Below are 17,866 nucleotides of genomic sequence, written 5' to 3'. Positions count from 1 at the left end.
TCCGAGATCCGGTTGACGTTCTGAAGCGCTTAAGTCATTGTGGGACGGGTGATCGTGGTCAGCGACCGGGTAGCGGTGTTCGTGGTCTTCGCGCTCAACGGCGCGGTGTACGGGTCGTGGGCGCCGCGCGTGCCCGCACTCGCGGAGCAGGTCGGGGCGAGCCCGGGCGCGCTGGGGCTCGCCCTGCTCGGCGGCACTGCCGGGCTGCTCCTGGCGGCGCCGCTGTCCGGGCGGCTGTCGGAGCGGTTCGGCGCGCGGGCCGTCGTGCTCGCGGCCACCCTGCTGTCCTGCGTCGTACTGCCCCTGGCAGGATTGGTCGGCTCGGTCGCGTGGCTGGCCGCCGCCCTGTTCGGGATCGGCTTCGCCAACGGGGCGCTGGACGTGGCGATGAACATCGGCGGCGTCAGCGTCGAACGCCGCACGGGCAAGGCGATCATGCCGGTGTTCCACGCCGGGTTCAGCTTCGGCGGGTTGATCGCCTCTGCCGCGGCCGGTCTCGCCGCTGCCCAGCACTGGTCCCCGACGCGCCACTTCGTCGTTGCCGCTGTGGTGACGGCGCTGGCGATGGTTGCGGTCTACCGCGGGCTGCCGCGCGCGGTCCCGCGGTCCGGCCAACCCGTCCGAAAGACCCGCACGGCGAGGCGGCCCGTCCTCTGGCTGCTCGCGGTGGTGCCGTTGTGCTCCGCGGTCGCCGAGGGGGCCAGCTCGGACTGGTCAGCACTGCTGCTGGTCACCGAGCACGGCGCGGGGCAGGGCGCGGCCGCCCTCGCCTTCACCGCGTTCTCGCTGGCGATGGCCGTCACGCGCCTGGGCAGCGCGTGGATGCAACGCCGGCTCGGCGCGACGCGCACTCTCGTGATCGGAGCTGTCGTGGCCGGAACCGGTCTGCTGATGTCCGCGGTCGTGCCGGTCGCCGGAGTCGCGTTCGCCGGGTTCGTCCTGGCCGGCATGGGGCTCGCGGCCGCGTTCCCCGTCGCGCTCAGCCTGGCCGGTGAGGCCGGCGAGCGCGCCGACGGCAGCGGGGGCGAGCGGGAGATCGCGTTCGTCACGACCGTCGCCTACACCGGTTTCCTGGCCGGTCCGCCCCTGATCGGCGGTATCGCACAGGCGACCTCCCTGTCCGCTTCGTTTGTGCTGGTCGCGGTTCTGGCAGCCCTCATCGCCCCCGCCGCGGTCGGCGCGAGTCGCGCACGTCACCGTGAACGGACCGCTGCCGAGCTGCCCGTCTGAGGCAGGCCTACCCTCGACACGTGCCCTCCGAAGCTCCCGAGACCGTCACCCGGCGCCGGGTGAGCGTCCTCCCGCTGCTGCTGGTGTGCGGGTTGCTGGCCGCGGTGGTGGCCGTCGCGCTGCTCGCGATGACGGGCGGAGCCACCTACCTCGTCGCCGGCCTGCCCGATCCCGGCCTCGTCACCCAGTACGGCGTCGGCGTGGTCCGCGTGCTCGCCGACGTGGCGTCGGTCGTCTGCGTCGGCTCCCTGCTGCTCGCGGCGTTCCTCGTGCCGCCGCAGAAGTCGGGTGTGCTGGCGCCCGACGGCTACGCGGCCCTGCGCACCGCGGGGGTCGCCGCGTGGGTGTGGTTCTTCGCGGCACTCGCCTCGGTCCTGTTCACCGCCGCGGACGGGGCGGGCAAGCCGGTCACCGAGCTGTTCTCGCCCCAGGTCCTCATCGACCTGGTCGACGCGATCGAACAGCCCAAGGCCTGGCTGTGGACGGCGGGGATCGCGCTGGTGTTGGTGCTCGGTTGCCGTCTCGCGCTGTCCTGGGGCTGGACGGCCGTGCTGTTCGGCCTGTCCGTAGCCGGGCTGGTCCCGGTGGCCGTGACGGGGCACTCCGCGAGCGGCGGGTCCCACGACCTCGCGACGAACAGCCTGCTCTACCACTTGATCGCCGCGTCCCTGTGGGTCGGCGGCCTGGTCGCCCTGCTCGCTCTCGGCTGGCGGCGCGGCGAGAACCTGGCGCTGGCCGCCCGGCGCTTCTCCAAGCTCGCGCTCGTCTGCTGGATCGTGATGGCCGTGTCCGGCGTGATCAACGCGCTGGTCCGGCTGCCGGTGTCCGATCTGTTCACCACCGAGTACGGCCTGCTCGTGGTGGCCAAGATCGCCGCGTTGCTCGTCCTCGGGGTGTTCGGGCAGCAGCAGCGTTCCCGCGGCGTGCGCGCGGTGGCCGACCGACAGGGCGGCGGGCAGCTCCTGCGGCTGGCCGCGGTCGAGGTGCTGATCATGTTCGTCACGATCGGGATCGCGACCGCGCTCGGGCGCACTCCGCCGCCGCAGGACGTCGCGCAGCCCTCGACCACGGAACTCCTCGTCGGTTACGACCTGTCCGGCCCGCCGACCGTCGTGCGGCTGCTGTTCGACTGGCGGTTCGACCTCGTCTACGGCACGGCGGCGATCGTGCTGGCCGCCCTCTACCTCGCGGGCGTGCGGAGGCTGCGGCGCAACGGTGTCGACTGGCCCGTGGGCCGGACGGTCTCGTGGACCGTGGGCTGTTTCGTGCTGCTGATCGCGACGTCGTCCGGCATCGGCCGCTACTCGCCGGCGATGTTCAGCGTGCACATGGGCAGCCACATGCTCCTGTCGATGATCGCGCCGGTGCTGTTCGTGCTGGGCGGCCCGGTGACGCTCGCGTTGCGCGCGCTGCCGGTGGCCGGCCGGGACGCTCCGCCCGGACCGCGGGAATGGCTGCTGGCGGCGGTGCACTCGCCGGTTTCACGACTTCTCACCCATCCGGTCGTAGCGCTGGTGTTGTTCGTCGGCTCGTTCTACGCCCTGTACTTCTCCGGTCTGTTCGACGCCGCCCTGAACTACCACTGGGCACACCTTCTGATGAACGCCCACTTCCTCCTCGCGGGCTACGTCTTCTACTGGCCGGTGATCGGCGTGGACCCGGCTCCACGGCGGCTCCCGCACCTCGGGCGACTCGGGATGATGTTCGCCGCCATGCCGTTCCACGCCTTCTTCGGCGTGATCCTGATGTCGAAGCAGACGATCATCGGTGACAACTTCTACCGCGGCCTGCACCTGCCGTGGGTCTCCGACCTGCTGGCCGACCAGCGGCTCGGCGGTGGCATCGCCTGGGCGTCCGGAGAGGTTCCGGTGCTGCTGGTGCTGATCGCGTTGCTCGTGCAGTGGGCGCGGGCGGACGCGCGTGAGGCGAAGCGGCGGGACCGGCGGGAAGAAGCGAGCGGCGACCAGGAGCTTGCCGCCTACAACGCGATGCTCAAGCAGATGGCCGAACAGGGCAAGCCGCGCACTTAGCACACGGCACCGACAATTCCGCCGTGACGACCGGTTTTCGCCGCGAGTTGTCCACACCGCTCCAAACTGTCCACAGATTTCGGTGGTTTTCGCCCTCGTCCGCCGAATCGTCGTTCTTCCGGGCACCCTGGTGTCAGGCCGGAACAACGGATGGCGAGGAGTACCGGTGATGACGGCGATGACGGTGATGACCAGGGGCGGAACGCGTGGCCGGATGGCCGCGGTCGATCGGTGCGGCGGGCGCCGGTTCGGCCGACGGCACAGGTGTGTTGCCGGCGGGTGGTCCGGGGGACCGCGCGTCGGGTCGGTGCGGCTTGACCGGGGTGGTGAGACCACGGGGGCGCCTCGTGCTCAAGTTGACATCGAGAGTTTCGTGGTGCGCCGCGGTAGCTCGTGGGCGCGATCGAAACCTCCCTGGCGGCACCGGGATACGCCGTCGGGCCCTTCCGGCGCCGCCGGCGGCGCGCAGGAGAACGTGCGGTTGGGTCGGTGGCGTCCGGTTCCGCCCGGGCCGCGTGGAGGGCGGGGGCCGTGAGCGCCGCCTGTTCTCCACGGTGACCGGGGGTTGACGGTCCGTCGTGGGATGGTGACCGGCGTTCGGTCGCGCGTGACACGGCTCTACGATCGTGGGCATGGCCGAGTTCATCTACACCATGAAAAAGGTGCGCAAGACCGTCGGGGACAAGGTCATCCTCGATGACGTCAGCACCGCGTTCTACCCGGGCGCCAAGATCGGCGTCGTGGGTCCGAACGGTGCCGGCAAGTCCACCGTGCTGAAGATCATGGCCGGACTCGATCAGCCGAGCAACGGCGAGGCCTTCCTGCAGCCGGGCGCCACCGTCGGCATCCTCCAGCAGGAGCCGCCGCTCAACGAGGACAAGACGGTGCGCGGCAACGTCGAGGAGGGCCTCGGCGAGATCAAGGTGAAGCTCGACCGCTTCAACGAAATCGCCGAGCAGCTCGCCACCGACTACAGCGACGAGCTGATGGAGGAGATGGGGCGCCTCCAGGAGGACCTCGACCACGCCGACGCGTGGGAGCTGGACTCCCAGCTCGAGCAGGCGATGGACGCGCTCCGCTGCCCGCCCCCGGACGAGCCCGTCACGCACCTGTCCGGTGGTGAGCGCCGCCGGGTGGCGCTGTGCAAGCTGCTGCTGTCGAAGCCCGACCTGCTGCTGCTCGACGAGCCCACCAACCACCTGGACGCCGAGAGCGTGCTCTGGCTGGAGCAGTTCCTGGCCAGCTACCCCGGCGCCGTCCTGGCGGTCACCCACGACCGGTACTTCCTGGACAACGTCGCCCAGTGGATCATGGAACTCGACCGTGGCCGGGTCGTCGGGTACGAGGGCAACTACTCGACCTACCTGGAGAAGAAGCGGGAACGCCTCGAGGTCCAGGGCAAGAAGGACGCGAAGCTGGCGAAGCGGCTCAAGAACGAGCTGGACTGGGTGCGGTCCAACGCCAAGGCCCGCCAGACCAAGTCCCGTGCCCGCCTCGACCGCTACGAGGAGATGGCCGCCGAGGCCGAGCGCACCCGCAAGCTCGACTTCGAGGAGATCCAGATCCCGCCGGGGCCGCGGCTGGGCAGCGTGGTCGTCGACGTCTCGCACCTGAAGAAGGGCTTCGAGGAGCGGGTGCTGATCGACGACCTGTCGTTCACGCTGCCGCGCAACGGCATCGTCGGTGTGATCGGCCCGAACGGTGTCGGTAAGACGACGCTGTTCAAGACCATCGTCGGGCTCGAGAAGCCGGACGAGGGCGACGTCAAGATCGGTGAGACGGTCAAGCTGTCCTATGTAGACCAGAACCGGGCCGGTATCGACCCGAAGAAGACGGTGTGGGAGGTGGTGTCCGACGGGCTCGACTACATCAACGTCGGGCAGACCGAGATGCCGTCCAGGGCGTATGTCAGCGCTTTCGGCTTCAAGGGCCCGGACCAGCAGAAGCCGGCGGGCGTGCTCTCCGGTGGTGAGCGCAACCGGCTGAACCTGGCCCTGACCCTCAAGCAGGGCGGCAATCTGATCCTGCTGGACGAGCCGACGAACGACCTGGACGTGGAGACCCTGGGCTCGCTGGAGAACGCGCTGGAGCAGTTCCCCGGCTGCGCCGTGGTCATCTCCCACGACCGGTGGTTCCTGGACCGAGTGGCGACGCACATCCTCGCGTGGGAGGGCACGGACGAGAACCCGGCCAAGTGGTTCTGGTTCGAGGGCAACTTCGAGGGCTACGAGAAGAACAAGGTGGAGCGGCTCGGACCGGACGCGGCCCGGCCGCACCGGGTGACACACCGCAAGCTGACGCGCGACTGAGCGGGGGAGCCCCGTGCTAGCACGCTCGAGCCAACACGGAAGCGGAGTCCCCTTGGTTGCCACCCAGCACAGCCGATCCGGTTCGCGCTCCCACGATGGCGGCCGGACCGCGGAGATCGCGGCGGTCGAGCGCCTGCTCGACCAGGCCGCGGAGTTCGAGGTGCGCGCGCCGGAGCTGGCGCTCGTGCTCGGTGAGCGGTCGGCGGCCCTGGCCGAGGCCGCCGGGGCGGAGGAGCTGTGGGTCCGCGGTGAGGGACTCGCCGTGTCGGCCCGCGTTCGCCTCGGTCTGCGGGCTCCCACCGTGGGCCGGGCCGTGGCGGCTCTGCGTGCGGCGGAGGACACCGGTGAAACCGTGCTGGCCGCGCGGCTGCGCACGGACCTCGCGGTGTGTGCGCGCAGTGTCGGCGCACCGCTGACCGGGCTGGCGGCGTTGCGGCCGGTGCTCGACGCGCCGCGTTTCACCGGCGCGCACAAGGCCGCGGCGTTGAGCCAACTGGTGGGGTGCCTGTCGCAGTTCGGGCGCAAGCCGGAGCTCGACCGGACCCTCGCCGAGGCCGACCGGCTGTGCGGGGCGGACGACGCCCTGGACGCCGACGGCCGGCTGCTGGCGCGCGCGTTGCTGCGGGTCGCGGTGTCGGCACACCGGCGTCGGCACGGGGACGTCATCGGTGCGGCCGACGCAGCGCGGACAGGCCTCGGGTTCCTCGAACAGCTCGAGGATGCGCAGCACGACGGCGGGGTCGTCCGGGTACGGCTCGTCCTGCAGCTGGTCTGTTCGCTGCTGGATCGCGGCGACAGCGCCAACGCGCTCGACCTTGCTCGGCAGGTGCTGGACGAGCCGGCGCGGGCGGCGTCGGTCGCGCCTGCCGGCTGGCTCCGGATGGCGATCGCGACGCGGGTCCTGTTGCCCTCCGGCAGCATCGAGGCCGCGGCGCGGATGCTGCGCGACGCAGTGCACGCCACCGAGCGGCACGAGCTGCACGCGTTGACCGCGCGCTTGTGGACCGAGCTGGCGCACGTGGAGGAGCGACTCGGCCGGTATGCGGAGGCCATCGAATGCCTGCACCTGGCGCGGGCGGCCGAGCACGTGCACGCGCGTGCTCGTCGTCAGGCCGTCGGGCTGCTGACGGGTGAGTTCGGCGGCAACGGACACGCCGAAGTCGATCTGGACCACGTGCTGGGTTCGGTGCCTGCGACCGAGGGGGCGACCTCGGTGGCGGTCGCGCCGCTGTCGGTGCCGGAGGCGAAGGTGCCCGTCGGCCGCGAGCCCAGCGCCGACGCTCCGCCCGTGGCGGCGGACGCTCCGCGACCGCGGGACGCTGGTGAGCCGGCTGCCCGCGGCGCGAGGCCGGGTTGGTCCCGCACGCCCGAGCCGGGGGACGTTGGTGAGCCGGCCACCCCCGGTGTGAAGGCGGGTTGGTCCCTCGCACCCGAGCTCGGGGATGCTCGTGAACCGGCCACCGCCAGGGCGAAGCCGAGCTGGGCCCTGGCGCCCGAGCCCGCGCAGGAGCGGCCCGAGGACCTCACGAAGGCTCCGCGGTTCTCGCAGGCGGTACCGGCCGCAGGGCACCGAGCCGACGCAGCGGCAGCGACTTCGACGGGTGCGGCCGGGGTGGCGTCGCGCTCGGGGCGGCGTGCCTCGGCGGTTTCGGGGTCGACGCGGACGAGCGAGATCGATGCGGGGTCGCGGACCGAACCACCCGACACGAGCGAGGTCAAGTCCCAGCGGCCACACGACGCCGCGGCGCGGAGGTTGGACAGCGCAGGCAAGGCGACGCCCCAGTCCGAGCAACCGGACGATGCGACGCGCGTGATCCCCCTGGCCCGGACGAGCGACGCGAGCCCTGAGCAGCGCGACGAAGGCGCGGCGACCTCCCGGCGAAGCCCGGCGAGCGAGGTCGAGCCCGAGCGGCGTGACGAGGCCGTGGCGCGGCGACGCCGGGCGAGTGAGGCTCCGGCGGAGCCTGACGAACCGTCGGAGCTGGAGTCGAGCCGGACGGGCAAGACTGCTCTGACGTCCCGGTTGGAGCCCGACGCGGCGGAGCGTGACGAACCGGCCGAGCCGGGCCGGAAGCACGAAGCCGCGACGTCCGAGGCCGACGAAGTTGGGGCGCGGGCCGACGTCGTTCCGCCCGAGGAGCCGGAGAAGTCGCCGCGGCGATCCACGGATGCGCCGTCGCGGAAGGAGCACGCCGAGTCGCGGGCGGCCCGGAAGACACGCCACGATTCGGAGCACGGGTCGGTCGCCGCGCGCAGCGTGCTCGACCGGCTGGGCATCAGCACGGGGGCCGGTGGCGGTCGTCGCCGCGCGGCAGACGCCGGGGACCCCGGGCGTCCCGAGCCGGGTGGACGGCGCCGGGCGGATGAGGATGTCCCGCGCGAGCAGGGCAACCAGGCGGCGGCCGAATCCTGGCTGAGCGAGGACGCCGAGCCCGTCAGCCGGGCCGGGGTCGCTCCTGCGCGCCCGGAGACCTCGTCCGACGACAAGGTGCGCGGTGAGAACGAGCCGGCGCCCAGCATGCCGGTCATCGACAACTGGTTGCCGCGCCTGCGGCTGCCACCGTCGCTGGCCCCGTGGGACGACTTCGCCGACACGAGCAGCGACACCAGCACCAGCACGTCCGAGACGCCGTTCACGAACGCGCCGGTGCTCCAGGACGACGGCCTGGGCGCGCCGTTCCGCAGCGACCCGTCCGGTATACCCGACGACGACCTCCCCGAGGACGCCGGCCTCGCCGACCTGCTGGCCCGCGCACTGGCCGAACACCAGGCGGGCACATCCAGTGCGGCGGCCCTCGTCAAGCGGCTGGGCAACCAGTCCTCCGCCGAGCCGCGACCGGTGAACGGCCACGGACGCAACGGCAGCGAGCCCGGCAACGGCCGCCACCGCGGCGACGGCTGAGGCCGCCGGCGCCGGTGGGCCGCGACGCCGGACCGTGGTGGCACCGGGACGGGAGGGCGGGCGCTCGTCGGCGAGTGCGTTACTACGCGCTCGGCACCCGCCGCTACCGCCGCAAGGCTGAAGGTGGGGGCGGGCGAGTGGCCCCGGGGCTCAACTGAACGATCAGCGCGCGTGCTGAGCCGCGCCCGCGGCCGGTGCAGGGGGCGGTGCAGTGGTGGGCGTCGCGGCGGTGACGGACATTGCGGCGGTGACGGGCACTGGGGTGGTGGGCATCGTGCAGTGGCGGCCGTTGCAGGGGGCGGGCAGTGGCGGGCACCGTGGGCTGGTGAGCACTGGGCCGTGACGGGTATTGCAGTGGCGGGCACTGCAGCCGCGACAGGTACTGCGGCGGCGGGAATCGTGCGGTGGTGGGCACTGCGGCGTTGACGGGCACTGCGGCGGCGGGCACGGTGGCGGCGGCGCGCCGTGCACCGGTGGTGGCACCGTGCAGCGGTGGGCACTACGGCAGTGGCGGGCGGGGCGCCGGTGACGGGCACTGCGGCGGCGGGCACGGTGGCGGCGGCGAGCACGGTGGCGGGCACTGGCCACAACCCTGGGCGGCCCGGACACTCCCGGCGGCACGCGCGATGATCCGGCGCTCGACGGCCCGGCGCTCACTCCGGAGCAGCGGAACTCACCGCGCGAGCGGCCGGCTCGACACCTCCGGTCAGCGGCCCGACCGCCGCGATTGTGCACCGATTCTACGATCCGGCGGTCCGGCGTCGCCACGATTTACGGCCTGGTTATGGTGGTGTTCGTTCAGCGCTACGCGCGCGAAGCGAACTCGGTGGAGAGTTGCCTGAGATGAGCTCGACGAGAGTGTCAGCCCGCCCCGGATCCTCGTCCGGAACCGTCCCCGACGGCCGTCTGCGGCCCGCCAGCCCGGAGCAGATCCGGGACGAGTTGATCGAGGCCGCCGCCCAGCACGCGCCGGACATCGCCGACCTCATCCGCCTCTACTACCGCCACATCCCCGCCGACGAGATCCTCGGTGACGACCCCGTCGACCTCGTCGGTGCCGTCCGGTCCCACCAGCAGTTCGCCCAGAACCGCATCCCCGGCCGCCCCGCCGTCCGCCTCCTCAACCCGACCACCGCCGAGGACGGCTGGACCCGCGACGCCACCGTCGTCCAGATCGTCACCGACGACATGCCCTACCTGGTCGACTCGATCACCGCCAAGCTGGCCCGCGACGGCGTCCAGGTCCAGCGCCTCGTGCACCCCATCGTCGTCGTCAGCCGGGACATCACCGGCGAGCTCATCGAGGTCCACCCCAACGCCGACGTCGCCAGCCCGCCCGAAGGCGCGGCCGCCGAATCGTGGATGTACGTCGAGATCGACCTGATCACCGACCTCAACCGCGCCCGCGAGCTCGACACCCACCTCGCCTCCGTGCTCGGCGACGTCCGCGAGGTCGTCGAGGACACCGACAAGATGAGCCAGGCCGCCGTCGACCTGGCCACCGAACTCGACGCCACCCCGCCGCCGCTGCCCGCCGACGAGGTCGCCGAGGGCGCGAGCCTCCTGCGCTGGCTCGCCGACGGCCACTTCATGTTCCTCGGCTACCGCCGCTACGAACTGGTCGAGGACACCGAGTCGGGCACCGACGAACCCGCCCTGCGCGCCGTCCTCGCCTCGGGCCTCGGCGTGCTGCGCCAGGACAGCCTCGCCGCCCGCAGCCTCACCGCCGGCCCGGACACGGCCGCCATCGCGCTGCACCCGCACCTGCTCGTCCTCACCCAGGCCAGCGCACCGTCCACTGTGAACCGCCCGGTGTACCCGTACTACGTGGGCGTCAAGACCTTCGACGAGCGCGGCAACGTCACCGGCGAGCACCGCTTCCTCGGCATGTTCACCACCTCCGCGCTGCACGAGGACGTCCTGGACGTGCCCGTGGTGTCCCGCAAGGTGTGCGAGGTCATCCACCGCGCCGGCTTCCCGATGGAGTCCTACTCCGGCCAGCGCATGCTGGAGGTCCTGCAGAACTGGCCGCGCGCCGACCTGTTCTCCGCCGACCTCGACTCGCTCTACTCGACCGCGGTCGGCGCGATCACGCTGTCCGACCGCCGTCGGCTGCGCCTGTTCCTGCGCCGCGACACCTTCGGCCGCTTCTACTCGTGCCTGGTGTTCCTGCCGCGCGACCGCTACACCACCCGCTCGCGCCTGGCCATGCAGGAGGTGCTGCTCGCCGAACTCGAGGGCACCCACCTCGAGTACGGCACGCGCGTCGGCGAGACCGCTCTCGCGCAGGTGCACTTCACCGTCCACACCGATCCGGCCACGCGCGTCGAGCCGGACGTGCTGCGCATCCAGGAACGGCTCAACGCCGCCGTGCGCAACTGGGACGACCTGATGGTCGAGGCGATCCTCGCGGAGCGGCGCGAGCGCGCCGGCGAGGCCGCCCGCACCACCGCCGTGCTCGGCGAGGAGTCGGCCGGTGAGCTGGGCCAGCGGTACTCGGGCATCTTCCCCGAGGCGTACAAAGAGGACTTCACCGCCGTCGAGGCGCTGGCCGACCTGCGCAAGCTGGAGAGCCTGACCGGTCCGGACGACCTGGCGATGTCGTTCTACACCCCGGACGGCGCGGAGCCGGGGGAGCGGCGTTTCAAGCTCTACCTCCTCGGCGAGGGGGTGACGCTGTCCGCCGTGCTGCCCGTGCTGCAGCGGATGGGCCTGGAGGTCGTCGACGAGCGGCCCTACGAGCTGCGCCGCTGGGACGGCACCCGCTCCTGGGTCTACGACTTCGGCCTGCGCATCGGCCTGACCGACCTGGGCGAGGCCGAGCGCGACCTGCGCGAGCGCTTCCAGGACGCCTTCGCCGCCGCGTGGCGGGGCGACTGCGAGATCGACGACTTCAACGCCCTCGTCCTGCGGGCCGGCCTCACCTGGCGCCAGGCCGCGGTGCTGCGGGCCTACTCGCGCTACCTGCGCCAGGCCGGGACGCCGTACTCGCAGGAGTACATCCAGCGCGCCGTGCTCGCCCACACCGACATCGCCACGATGCTGGTGAAGCTGTTCGAGCACCGCTTCGACCTGACCACCGACCCGTCCGCGGACGAGCAGACCGACGCGCTGGTCGGCGAGATCTCGACGATGATCGACGCCGTCACCAGCCTGGACGAGGACCGCATCCTCCGCCGCCTGCTGTCGGTCATCTGCGCCACGCTGCGCACGAACTACCGGGTCACCGACGCCGACGGCCGCCCGCGCCCGTACCTGGCGCTCAAGTTCGACCCGCAGGGCGTGCCGGACCTGCCGGAGCCGCGCCCGCGGTTCGAGGTCTTCGTGTACTCCCCGCGCGTGGAGGGTGTGCACCTGCGGTTCGGTTCGGTCGCGCGCGGTGGTCTGCGCTGGTCGGACCGCAGGGAGGACTTCCGCACCGAGATCCTCGGCCTGGTCAAGGCGCAGGCGGTGAAGAACGCCGTCATCGTGCCGGTCGGCGCCAAGGGCGGCTTCGTCGTCAAGCGCCCGCCGGTCCCGACCGGTGACCCCGGCGTGGACCGCGACGCGCAGCTGGCCGAGGGCATCGCCTGCTACCGCATGTTCATCTCCGGCCTGCTCGACCTGACCGACAACCTCGTCGAGGGCCGCACGGTCCCGGCCAAGGACGTCGTGCGTTACGACGGCGACGACAACTACCTGGTGGTCGCCGCCGACAAGGGCACCGCGACGTTCTCCGACATCGCCAACGAGGTCTCCGCCGCGTACGGCTTCTGGCTGGGCGACGCGTTCGCCTCGGGCGGTTCGGTCGGCTACGACCACAAGGCCATGGGCATCACGGCGCGCGGTGCGTGGGAGAGCGTCAAGCGGCACTTCCGCGAACTCGGCGTGGACACCCAGACCCAGGACTTCACGGTCGTCGGCATCGGCGACATGGCCGGGGACGTCTTCGGCAACGGGATGCTGCTCTCCGAGCACATCCGGCTGGTGGCCGCGTTCAACCACCTGCACGTCTTCCTCGACCCGAACCCGGACGCGGCGTCGTCGTTCCGGGAGCGCAAGCGCCTGTTCGAGCTGCCGCGGTCGTCCTGGGAGGACTACGACCGGTCGCTGATCAGCGAGGGCGGCGGCGTGTTCTCGCGCAGCGCCAAGACGATCCCGATTTCGCCGCAGGTGCGCCAGGCGCTCGGCCTGGACGACGACGTCACCCAGCTCGCCCCGGCCGACCTGATCCGCGCGATCCTCCTGGCGCCGGTGGACCTGCTGTGGAACGGCGGCATCGGCACCTACGTCAAGGCCGAGACCGAGACCCACGCCGATGCCGGCGACAAGGCCAACGACGCGGTGCGCGTCAACGGCAACCAGTTGCGTGTGAAGGTGGTCGGCGAGGGCGGCAACCTGGGCCTGACCCAGCGCGGGCGCATCGAGTTCGCCCGGACCGGCGGCAAGATCAACACCGACGCCCTGGACAACTCGGCCGGCGTGGACTGCTCCGACCACGAGGTCAACATCAAGATCCTGCTCGACCACCTGGTCAGCAGCGGTGCGCTGGACCGGGAGCAGCGCAACGCCCTGCTGCACGAGATGACCGACGAGGTCGGCCGCCTCGTGCTCGCGGACAACTACCACCAGAACGGCGTGCTCGGCGTCAGCCGGGCGCACGCGGTACCGATGCTGCCGGTGCACGCCCGGCTCGTCACCAGCCTGGAGAAGGCCGGGGCGCTGGACCGGCGCCTGGAGGCGCTGCCGAGCAAGCAGCAGTTCCAGGCGCTGGAGAAGGCCGGCCAGGGCCTCACCTCGCCCGAGCTGGCGACGCTGCTCGCGCACGTGAAGCTGGAGCTCAAGGACGAGCTGCTGGCCAGTGACCTGCCGGACGCGGAGGTGTTCGCCAAGCGGCTGCCGGAGTACTTCCCCCAACCGCTGCGGGAACGGTTCGGCGACCGCATCAACGAGCACCCGCTGCGCCGCCAGATCATCACCACGCTCCTGGTCAACGAGGTCGTCGACGGTGCCGGCGTGTCGTACGCGTTCCGGTTGGCCGAGGAGATGAACGCGACCGCCACCGACGCCGTGCGCGCCTACACGGTGGTCACCCGCGTGTTCAACCTCACCGAGCTGTGGGAGGACATCCACGCGCTGGACAACCGCGTGCCCACCGAGGTGCAGGACGAGATGATGCTGGAGTCGCGGCGGCTGCTCGACCGGGCCGCGCGCTGGTTCCTCGCGAACCGGCCCCAGCCGCTCGCCGTGGGCGCCGAGATCTCCCGGTTCGGGCCGGTCGTCGCCGATCTGGCGCCGAAGGTCGACACGCTCCTGCGCGGCCGCGAAGCCGAGGCCGTGCGCGAGCAGGCCGACCGCTACGCCGAGGCGGGTGTGCCGCGGGAGCTGGCGCTGCGGGTGGCGGTCCTGCTGGACGCCTACGGCCTGCTCGACGTCGTCGAGGTGGCCGAGCTGGCCGAGCGCGAGGCCGGGGTGGACGCCGAGCGCAGCCCGAAGGAGGCTTCGGAGCTGTACTACGCGCTGTCCGCGCACCTGGACGTCGACCGGATCCTCACCTCGATCAGCGCGCTCGAACGCGGCAACCGCTGGCACGCGCTGGCCCGGTTGTCGCTCCGGGACGACGTGTACTCGTCGCTGCGGGCGATGACGCTGGACGCCCTGCGGCACAGCGACACCGACGACGACGCGGACGCGAAGATCGCGCAGTGGGAGAAGACCAACGCCTCGCGCCTGGCGCGGGCGAGGGTCGCGCTCGACGACATCAACCAGTCGGGCCGCCTCGACCTGGCGACCCTGTCGGTCGCCGCGCGCCAGCTGCGGAGCACGGTGAGGTAGGAATATCGGGGTGTACGTTGCGAAGGTGCGGCCCCGCTGGTCGGACATGGACGTGTTCGGGCACGTCAACCACGCCAACATGGTGACGTTGCTCGAAGAGGCACGCGTGCCGCTGTTGTTCGACGAGGCGGGCCGCGCCGGGCTCGCGGAGTTCGCGAAGGGCATGGTCGTGGTGAAGCTCGCCGTGCACTACCGCGCCCCGATCGTGGTCGACGGGCAGGAGATCCGGGTCGAGATCTCGCTCAAGGACCTGAAGTTCGCGTCGCTGACCCTGGCCTACCAGGTGCACGACGGTCCGCGCGCCGAGGACGGGATCGCGGTCACCGCCGAGACCGTCCTCGCGCCCTACGACGTCGCCACGAACCGTCCGCGCCGCCTCACCGCGGACGAGCGCGCGTTCCTGCAGGCCCGGCTGACGGAGGCGGGCGCGTGACCGAGCTGCGGATCCCCGACCGGGACGACCGGGAGACCCTCGGAGCCTTCGTGGCCAGGGCGGTGCGTCTGGACGGCCAGGCCGCCGTGCGGTTGCGCAACCGCGGGAACGGCGTCGTCGAAGCCTGGGTGGCCACGCCGTTCGACTGCCTGGCCACGCGGGCGGTGCACGGCGAGGTCACCCCGGGCGACGTCACGGTCTCCGGCAACGAGCTGCTGGCCGCGCTGACGGTCGCCGGTGGTGAACGGATGGACCCGGGCCCGGCGCGTGACCTGCTGTGGCACGGAGAGCTGCCCGCCGGCGCCGGGTGGCAGCTGGTCGACGAGCTGCCCGCGAAGGTGATCAGCGACCTCACCGACCGCGGTGTGGCGCTGGCGCGGGAGAACGCCGGGCCGCACGGCACCCCGCCGGCGTCGTTGATGGACCAGGCGGTGCTCACGGTCAGCGAGGGCGACCTCGAGGTCAAGGTGCACATGCGATGTCTGTTCGCCTTGTCCGGAATGGGGTTCTTCGATTCCGCCATTCCGGACGACGTCATCCGGGTGACCGCGACGAATTCCTGGATGCGCCTCGACGCCCGCTACGGCGCGGTCGTGCGGCGGCGGCACGCGTTGCTGCCCCTGCTGTTCTGACTTGCGCTGGAGCTGCTCCAGGTCGCTAGTGTTCGCGGTATGCGCTACGCGTTCAAAACCTCGCCGCAGAACACCGAGTGGGCCGACATGCTCGCGGTGTGGAAAGCGGCCGACGACATCGAAATCTTCGAGTCCGGGTGGACTTTCGACCATTTCTACCCGATCTTCTCGGACCCGACCGGGCCGTGCCTGGAGGGCTGGGTCACGCTGACGGCGCTGGCGCAGGCCACGCAGCGGCTGCGGCTGGGCACGCTGGTGAGCGGCATCCACTACCGGCACCCGGCGCTGCTCGCGAACATGGCCTCGACACTGGACATCGTCTCCGGCGGCCGGCTGGAGATCGGCATCGGCGCGGGCTGGAACGAGGAGGAATCCGGCGCCTACGGCATGGAGCTGGGCACGGTCAAGCAGCGAAGCGACCGCTTCGAGGAGGCGTGCGAGGTGCTCGTCGGCCTGCTCACGCAGGAGACGACGACCTTCAAGGGCGAGTACTACCAGCTGACCGACGCCCGCAACGAGCCGAAGGGCGTGCAGCGCCCGCACCCGCCGATCTGCATCGGCGGCAGCGGGGAGAAGCGGACCCTGCGCACCACCGCGCGCTTCGCCCAGCACTGGAACTTCGTCGGCGGCACGCCGGAGGAGTTCGCCCGCAAGCGGGACGTGCTGCACCAGCACTGCGCGGACATCGGGCGGGACCCGAAGGAGATCATGCTGTCCAGCCACGTGCGGCTGGGCCCGGACCTGGACTACGCGAAGGTCGCGGACGAGGCCGCCGCGCTCGGTGAGCAGGGCCTCGACCTCGCGATCGTCTACCTGCCGCCGCCGCACACCCCGGACGTCCTGGAGCCGCTGGCGAACGAGCTGGCGAAGCTGGGCTGACGCGCCGGCGCCGGACGGGCGCGGGACAGCTCAGACCCAGCTGTTCATCATGCTCTGGGCCGCCATCTCGAGGTAGTTCCACAGCTGGGTCTCCAGCGGCTCCGGCAGGCCGGCCTCGTCGACCGCGACGCGCATGGCGCGCAGCCACGCGTCGCGTTCGATGGGGCCGATCTTGAACGGCGCGTGCCGCATCCGCAGGCGCGGGTGACCGCGCTGGTCGGAGTAGGTGTGCGGGCCGCCCCAGTACTGCATCAGGAACAGCCGCAGCCGGTCCTCGGCCGGCCCCAGGTCCTCCTCGGGGTACATCGGCCGCAGCACCTCGTCCTTCGCCACCTCGGCGTAGAACCGCGCGACGATCTTGCGGAACGTCGGTTCCCCGCCGACGGCCTCGAAGAAGGACTGGGGCTCGCTCATACCGGTCACCCTCTCATTGTGCCGTGGTCGCCGCGGACAGGAATCCGGATTCCTCGAGCGCGGTGAGGCACGCCGCCCGCAGCTGCCGCTGCACCGCCCACTGGCGGCCCGGCCGCACCTTCACCGTGAGCCGCAGCTCGATGCTCTCCGGCGTGACCTTCTCCACACCCAGGACCTCGGGCTCCTCCAGCAGGTCGACCGACAGCGGCTCGGTGGAGGCCGCGGAGCGCGCGGCCTCGGTCAGCACGGTGGTGGCGCGCTCGACGTCGGCGTTGTAGCTCAGCGGCACGTCGACCAGGGCGATGGCGTAGCCCTGGCTGGAGTTGCCGACGCGGGTGACCTCGCCGTTGCGGACGTACCACACGGTGCCCTTGACGTCGCGGATCGTGGTGATGCGCAGCCCGACCGACTCGACGGTGCCGGTGGCCGGCCCGATGTCCACGACGTCCCCGACGCCGTACTGGTCCTCCAGCATCATGAACATGCCGGACAGGAAGTCCTTGACCAGGTTCTGGGCGCCGAACGCGAGCGCGATGCCGACCACTCCGGCGGAGGCGAGCAGCGGGCCCAGGTTGATGCCCAGCTCGCCCAGGATGTAGATCGAGGCCAGGCCGAGCACGACGAACGACGTCAGCGACTTCAGCACCGAACCGATCGTCTTGGCCCGCTGGCGGCGCCGCTCGGCCACCACCGGGCCGAGGATGTCGGGGGCGCGCTCACGCAGGGGACGCAGGATGGCCGGCAGCTTCTTGCCGCCGTTGCCGGCGGGCATCGTGGTGACGCGGTCGATCAGCTTGTGCAGCAGGAAGCGGATGACGAACGCGACGAGCAGGATCAACACGATCCGCAACGGCTTGGCGATCAGCCAGTTGGCCGACGCTGCCAGCCACTCGTTGTGCGTGATCTGGAACACTTGATAGCACCAGGTGCCGGGCTGGTTGATGCATTCGGGTGCTTCGTTGAGCAGCGGCGTCACGGGGCTCGGGGATCCCTTTCTGGCCGTTTTCGCCCGGCGTCAGGCAGACGTCGAACGAATTTCACAGGACACGTCTTCTAACACAGGTGCACATCGGGTGTGATCTGTGGTCGACTATGGCTGCACCGGTGGAGGTGGTCGAGTGCCAGACCGACAACCGATCCCCCTCGGCGCCCCCGACCAAGCGGTGGGCGGGCAGGCGCCGGAGGTAGCCCTGTGCGCTCAGGGGCAGGGCGCTCATCAGGGT

Annotated in this window: 10 protein-coding genes; 8 read left to right on the top strand and 2 right to left on the bottom strand. The window is 71.5% G+C overall.

Annotated features, from left to right (window positions below; all coding sequences use genetic code 11):
* Positions 1-48 precede the first annotated feature (48 nt).
* The 8 genes from FB470_RS03290 (at position 49) to FB470_RS03255 (ending at position 16,229) form a co-directional block, all read left to right on the top strand.
* On the top strand, positions 49-1,230 hold the full coding sequence (locus FB470_RS03290) for an MFS transporter (protein WP_306988620.1): 1,182 nt from the start codon (positions 49-51) through the stop codon (positions 1,228-1,230).
* Positions 1,231-1,250: 20 nt separating this feature from the next.
* Positions 1,251-3,260 carry a cytochrome c oxidase assembly protein gene (locus tag FB470_RS03285; protein ID WP_306988618.1) on the top strand — a complete coding sequence of 670 codons (2,010 nt, stop codon included), beginning with the start codon at positions 1,251-1,253 and terminating at the stop codon, positions 3,258-3,260.
* Positions 3,261-3,892: 632 nt separating this feature from the next.
* The gene (gene ettA / locus FB470_RS03280) at positions 3,893-5,569 is read left to right on the top strand and encodes an energy-dependent translational throttle protein EttA (protein ID WP_306988616.1); all 1,677 of its coding nucleotides are present in this window, start codon (positions 3,893-3,895) and stop codon (positions 5,567-5,569) included.
* A gap of 52 nt (positions 5,570-5,621) precedes the next feature.
* Positions 5,622-8,471: a hypothetical protein gene (locus tag FB470_RS03275; protein WP_306988614.1), complete on the top strand. Its 2,850-nt coding sequence runs from the start codon at positions 5,622-5,624 to the stop codon at positions 8,469-8,471.
* An 843-nt stretch (positions 8,472-9,314) separates the two neighbouring features.
* Complete coding sequence (locus tag FB470_RS03270; protein WP_306988612.1) at positions 9,315-14,285, top strand: NAD-glutamate dehydrogenase; 4,971 nt, start codon at positions 9,315-9,317, stop codon at positions 14,283-14,285.
* 10 nt (positions 14,286-14,295) lie between these two features.
* Positions 14,296-14,718, top strand: coding sequence for an acyl-CoA thioesterase (locus FB470_RS03265; RefSeq protein ID WP_306988611.1), 423 nt, complete (start codon positions 14,296-14,298; stop codon positions 14,716-14,718).
* Positions 14,715-15,350, top strand: a complete 636-nt coding sequence (locus FB470_RS03260; RefSeq protein ID WP_306988609.1) for a hypothetical protein — start codon at positions 14,715-14,717, stop codon at positions 15,348-15,350. The genes FB470_RS03265 and FB470_RS03260 overlap by 4 nt, the downstream gene beginning before the upstream one ends.
* A gap of 39 nt (positions 15,351-15,389) precedes the next feature.
* On the top strand, positions 15,390-16,229 hold the full coding sequence (locus FB470_RS03255) for an LLM class F420-dependent oxidoreductase (protein ID WP_306988607.1): 840 nt from the start codon (positions 15,390-15,392) through the stop codon (positions 16,227-16,229).
* 30 nt (positions 16,230-16,259) lie between these two features.
* Here the strand turns inward: FB470_RS03255 and FB470_RS03250 are convergent, their stop codons facing one another.
* Together FB470_RS03250 and FB470_RS03245 are read right to left on the bottom strand one after the other, a co-directional pair.
* Positions 16,260-16,643, bottom strand: coding sequence for a globin (locus tag FB470_RS03250; RefSeq protein ID WP_306988605.1), 384 nt, complete (start codon positions 16,641-16,643; stop codon positions 16,260-16,262).
* A 13-nt stretch (positions 16,644-16,656) separates the two neighbouring features.
* Entirely contained in the window at positions 16,657-17,619 is a 963-nt protein-coding gene (locus tag FB470_RS03245; RefSeq protein WP_306988603.1) for a mechanosensitive ion channel family protein, read from the bottom strand.
* Positions 17,620-17,866: the final 247 nt, after the last annotated feature.

It is taken from the genome of Amycolatopsis thermophila, assembly GCF_030814215.1.
GTDB lineage: Bacteria > Actinomycetota > Actinomycetes > Mycobacteriales > Pseudonocardiaceae > Amycolatopsis_E > Amycolatopsis_E thermophila.
The sequence above is the reverse complement of the archived record's forward strand: the minus strand, read 5'-3'. Positions and strand labels throughout refer to the sequence as shown.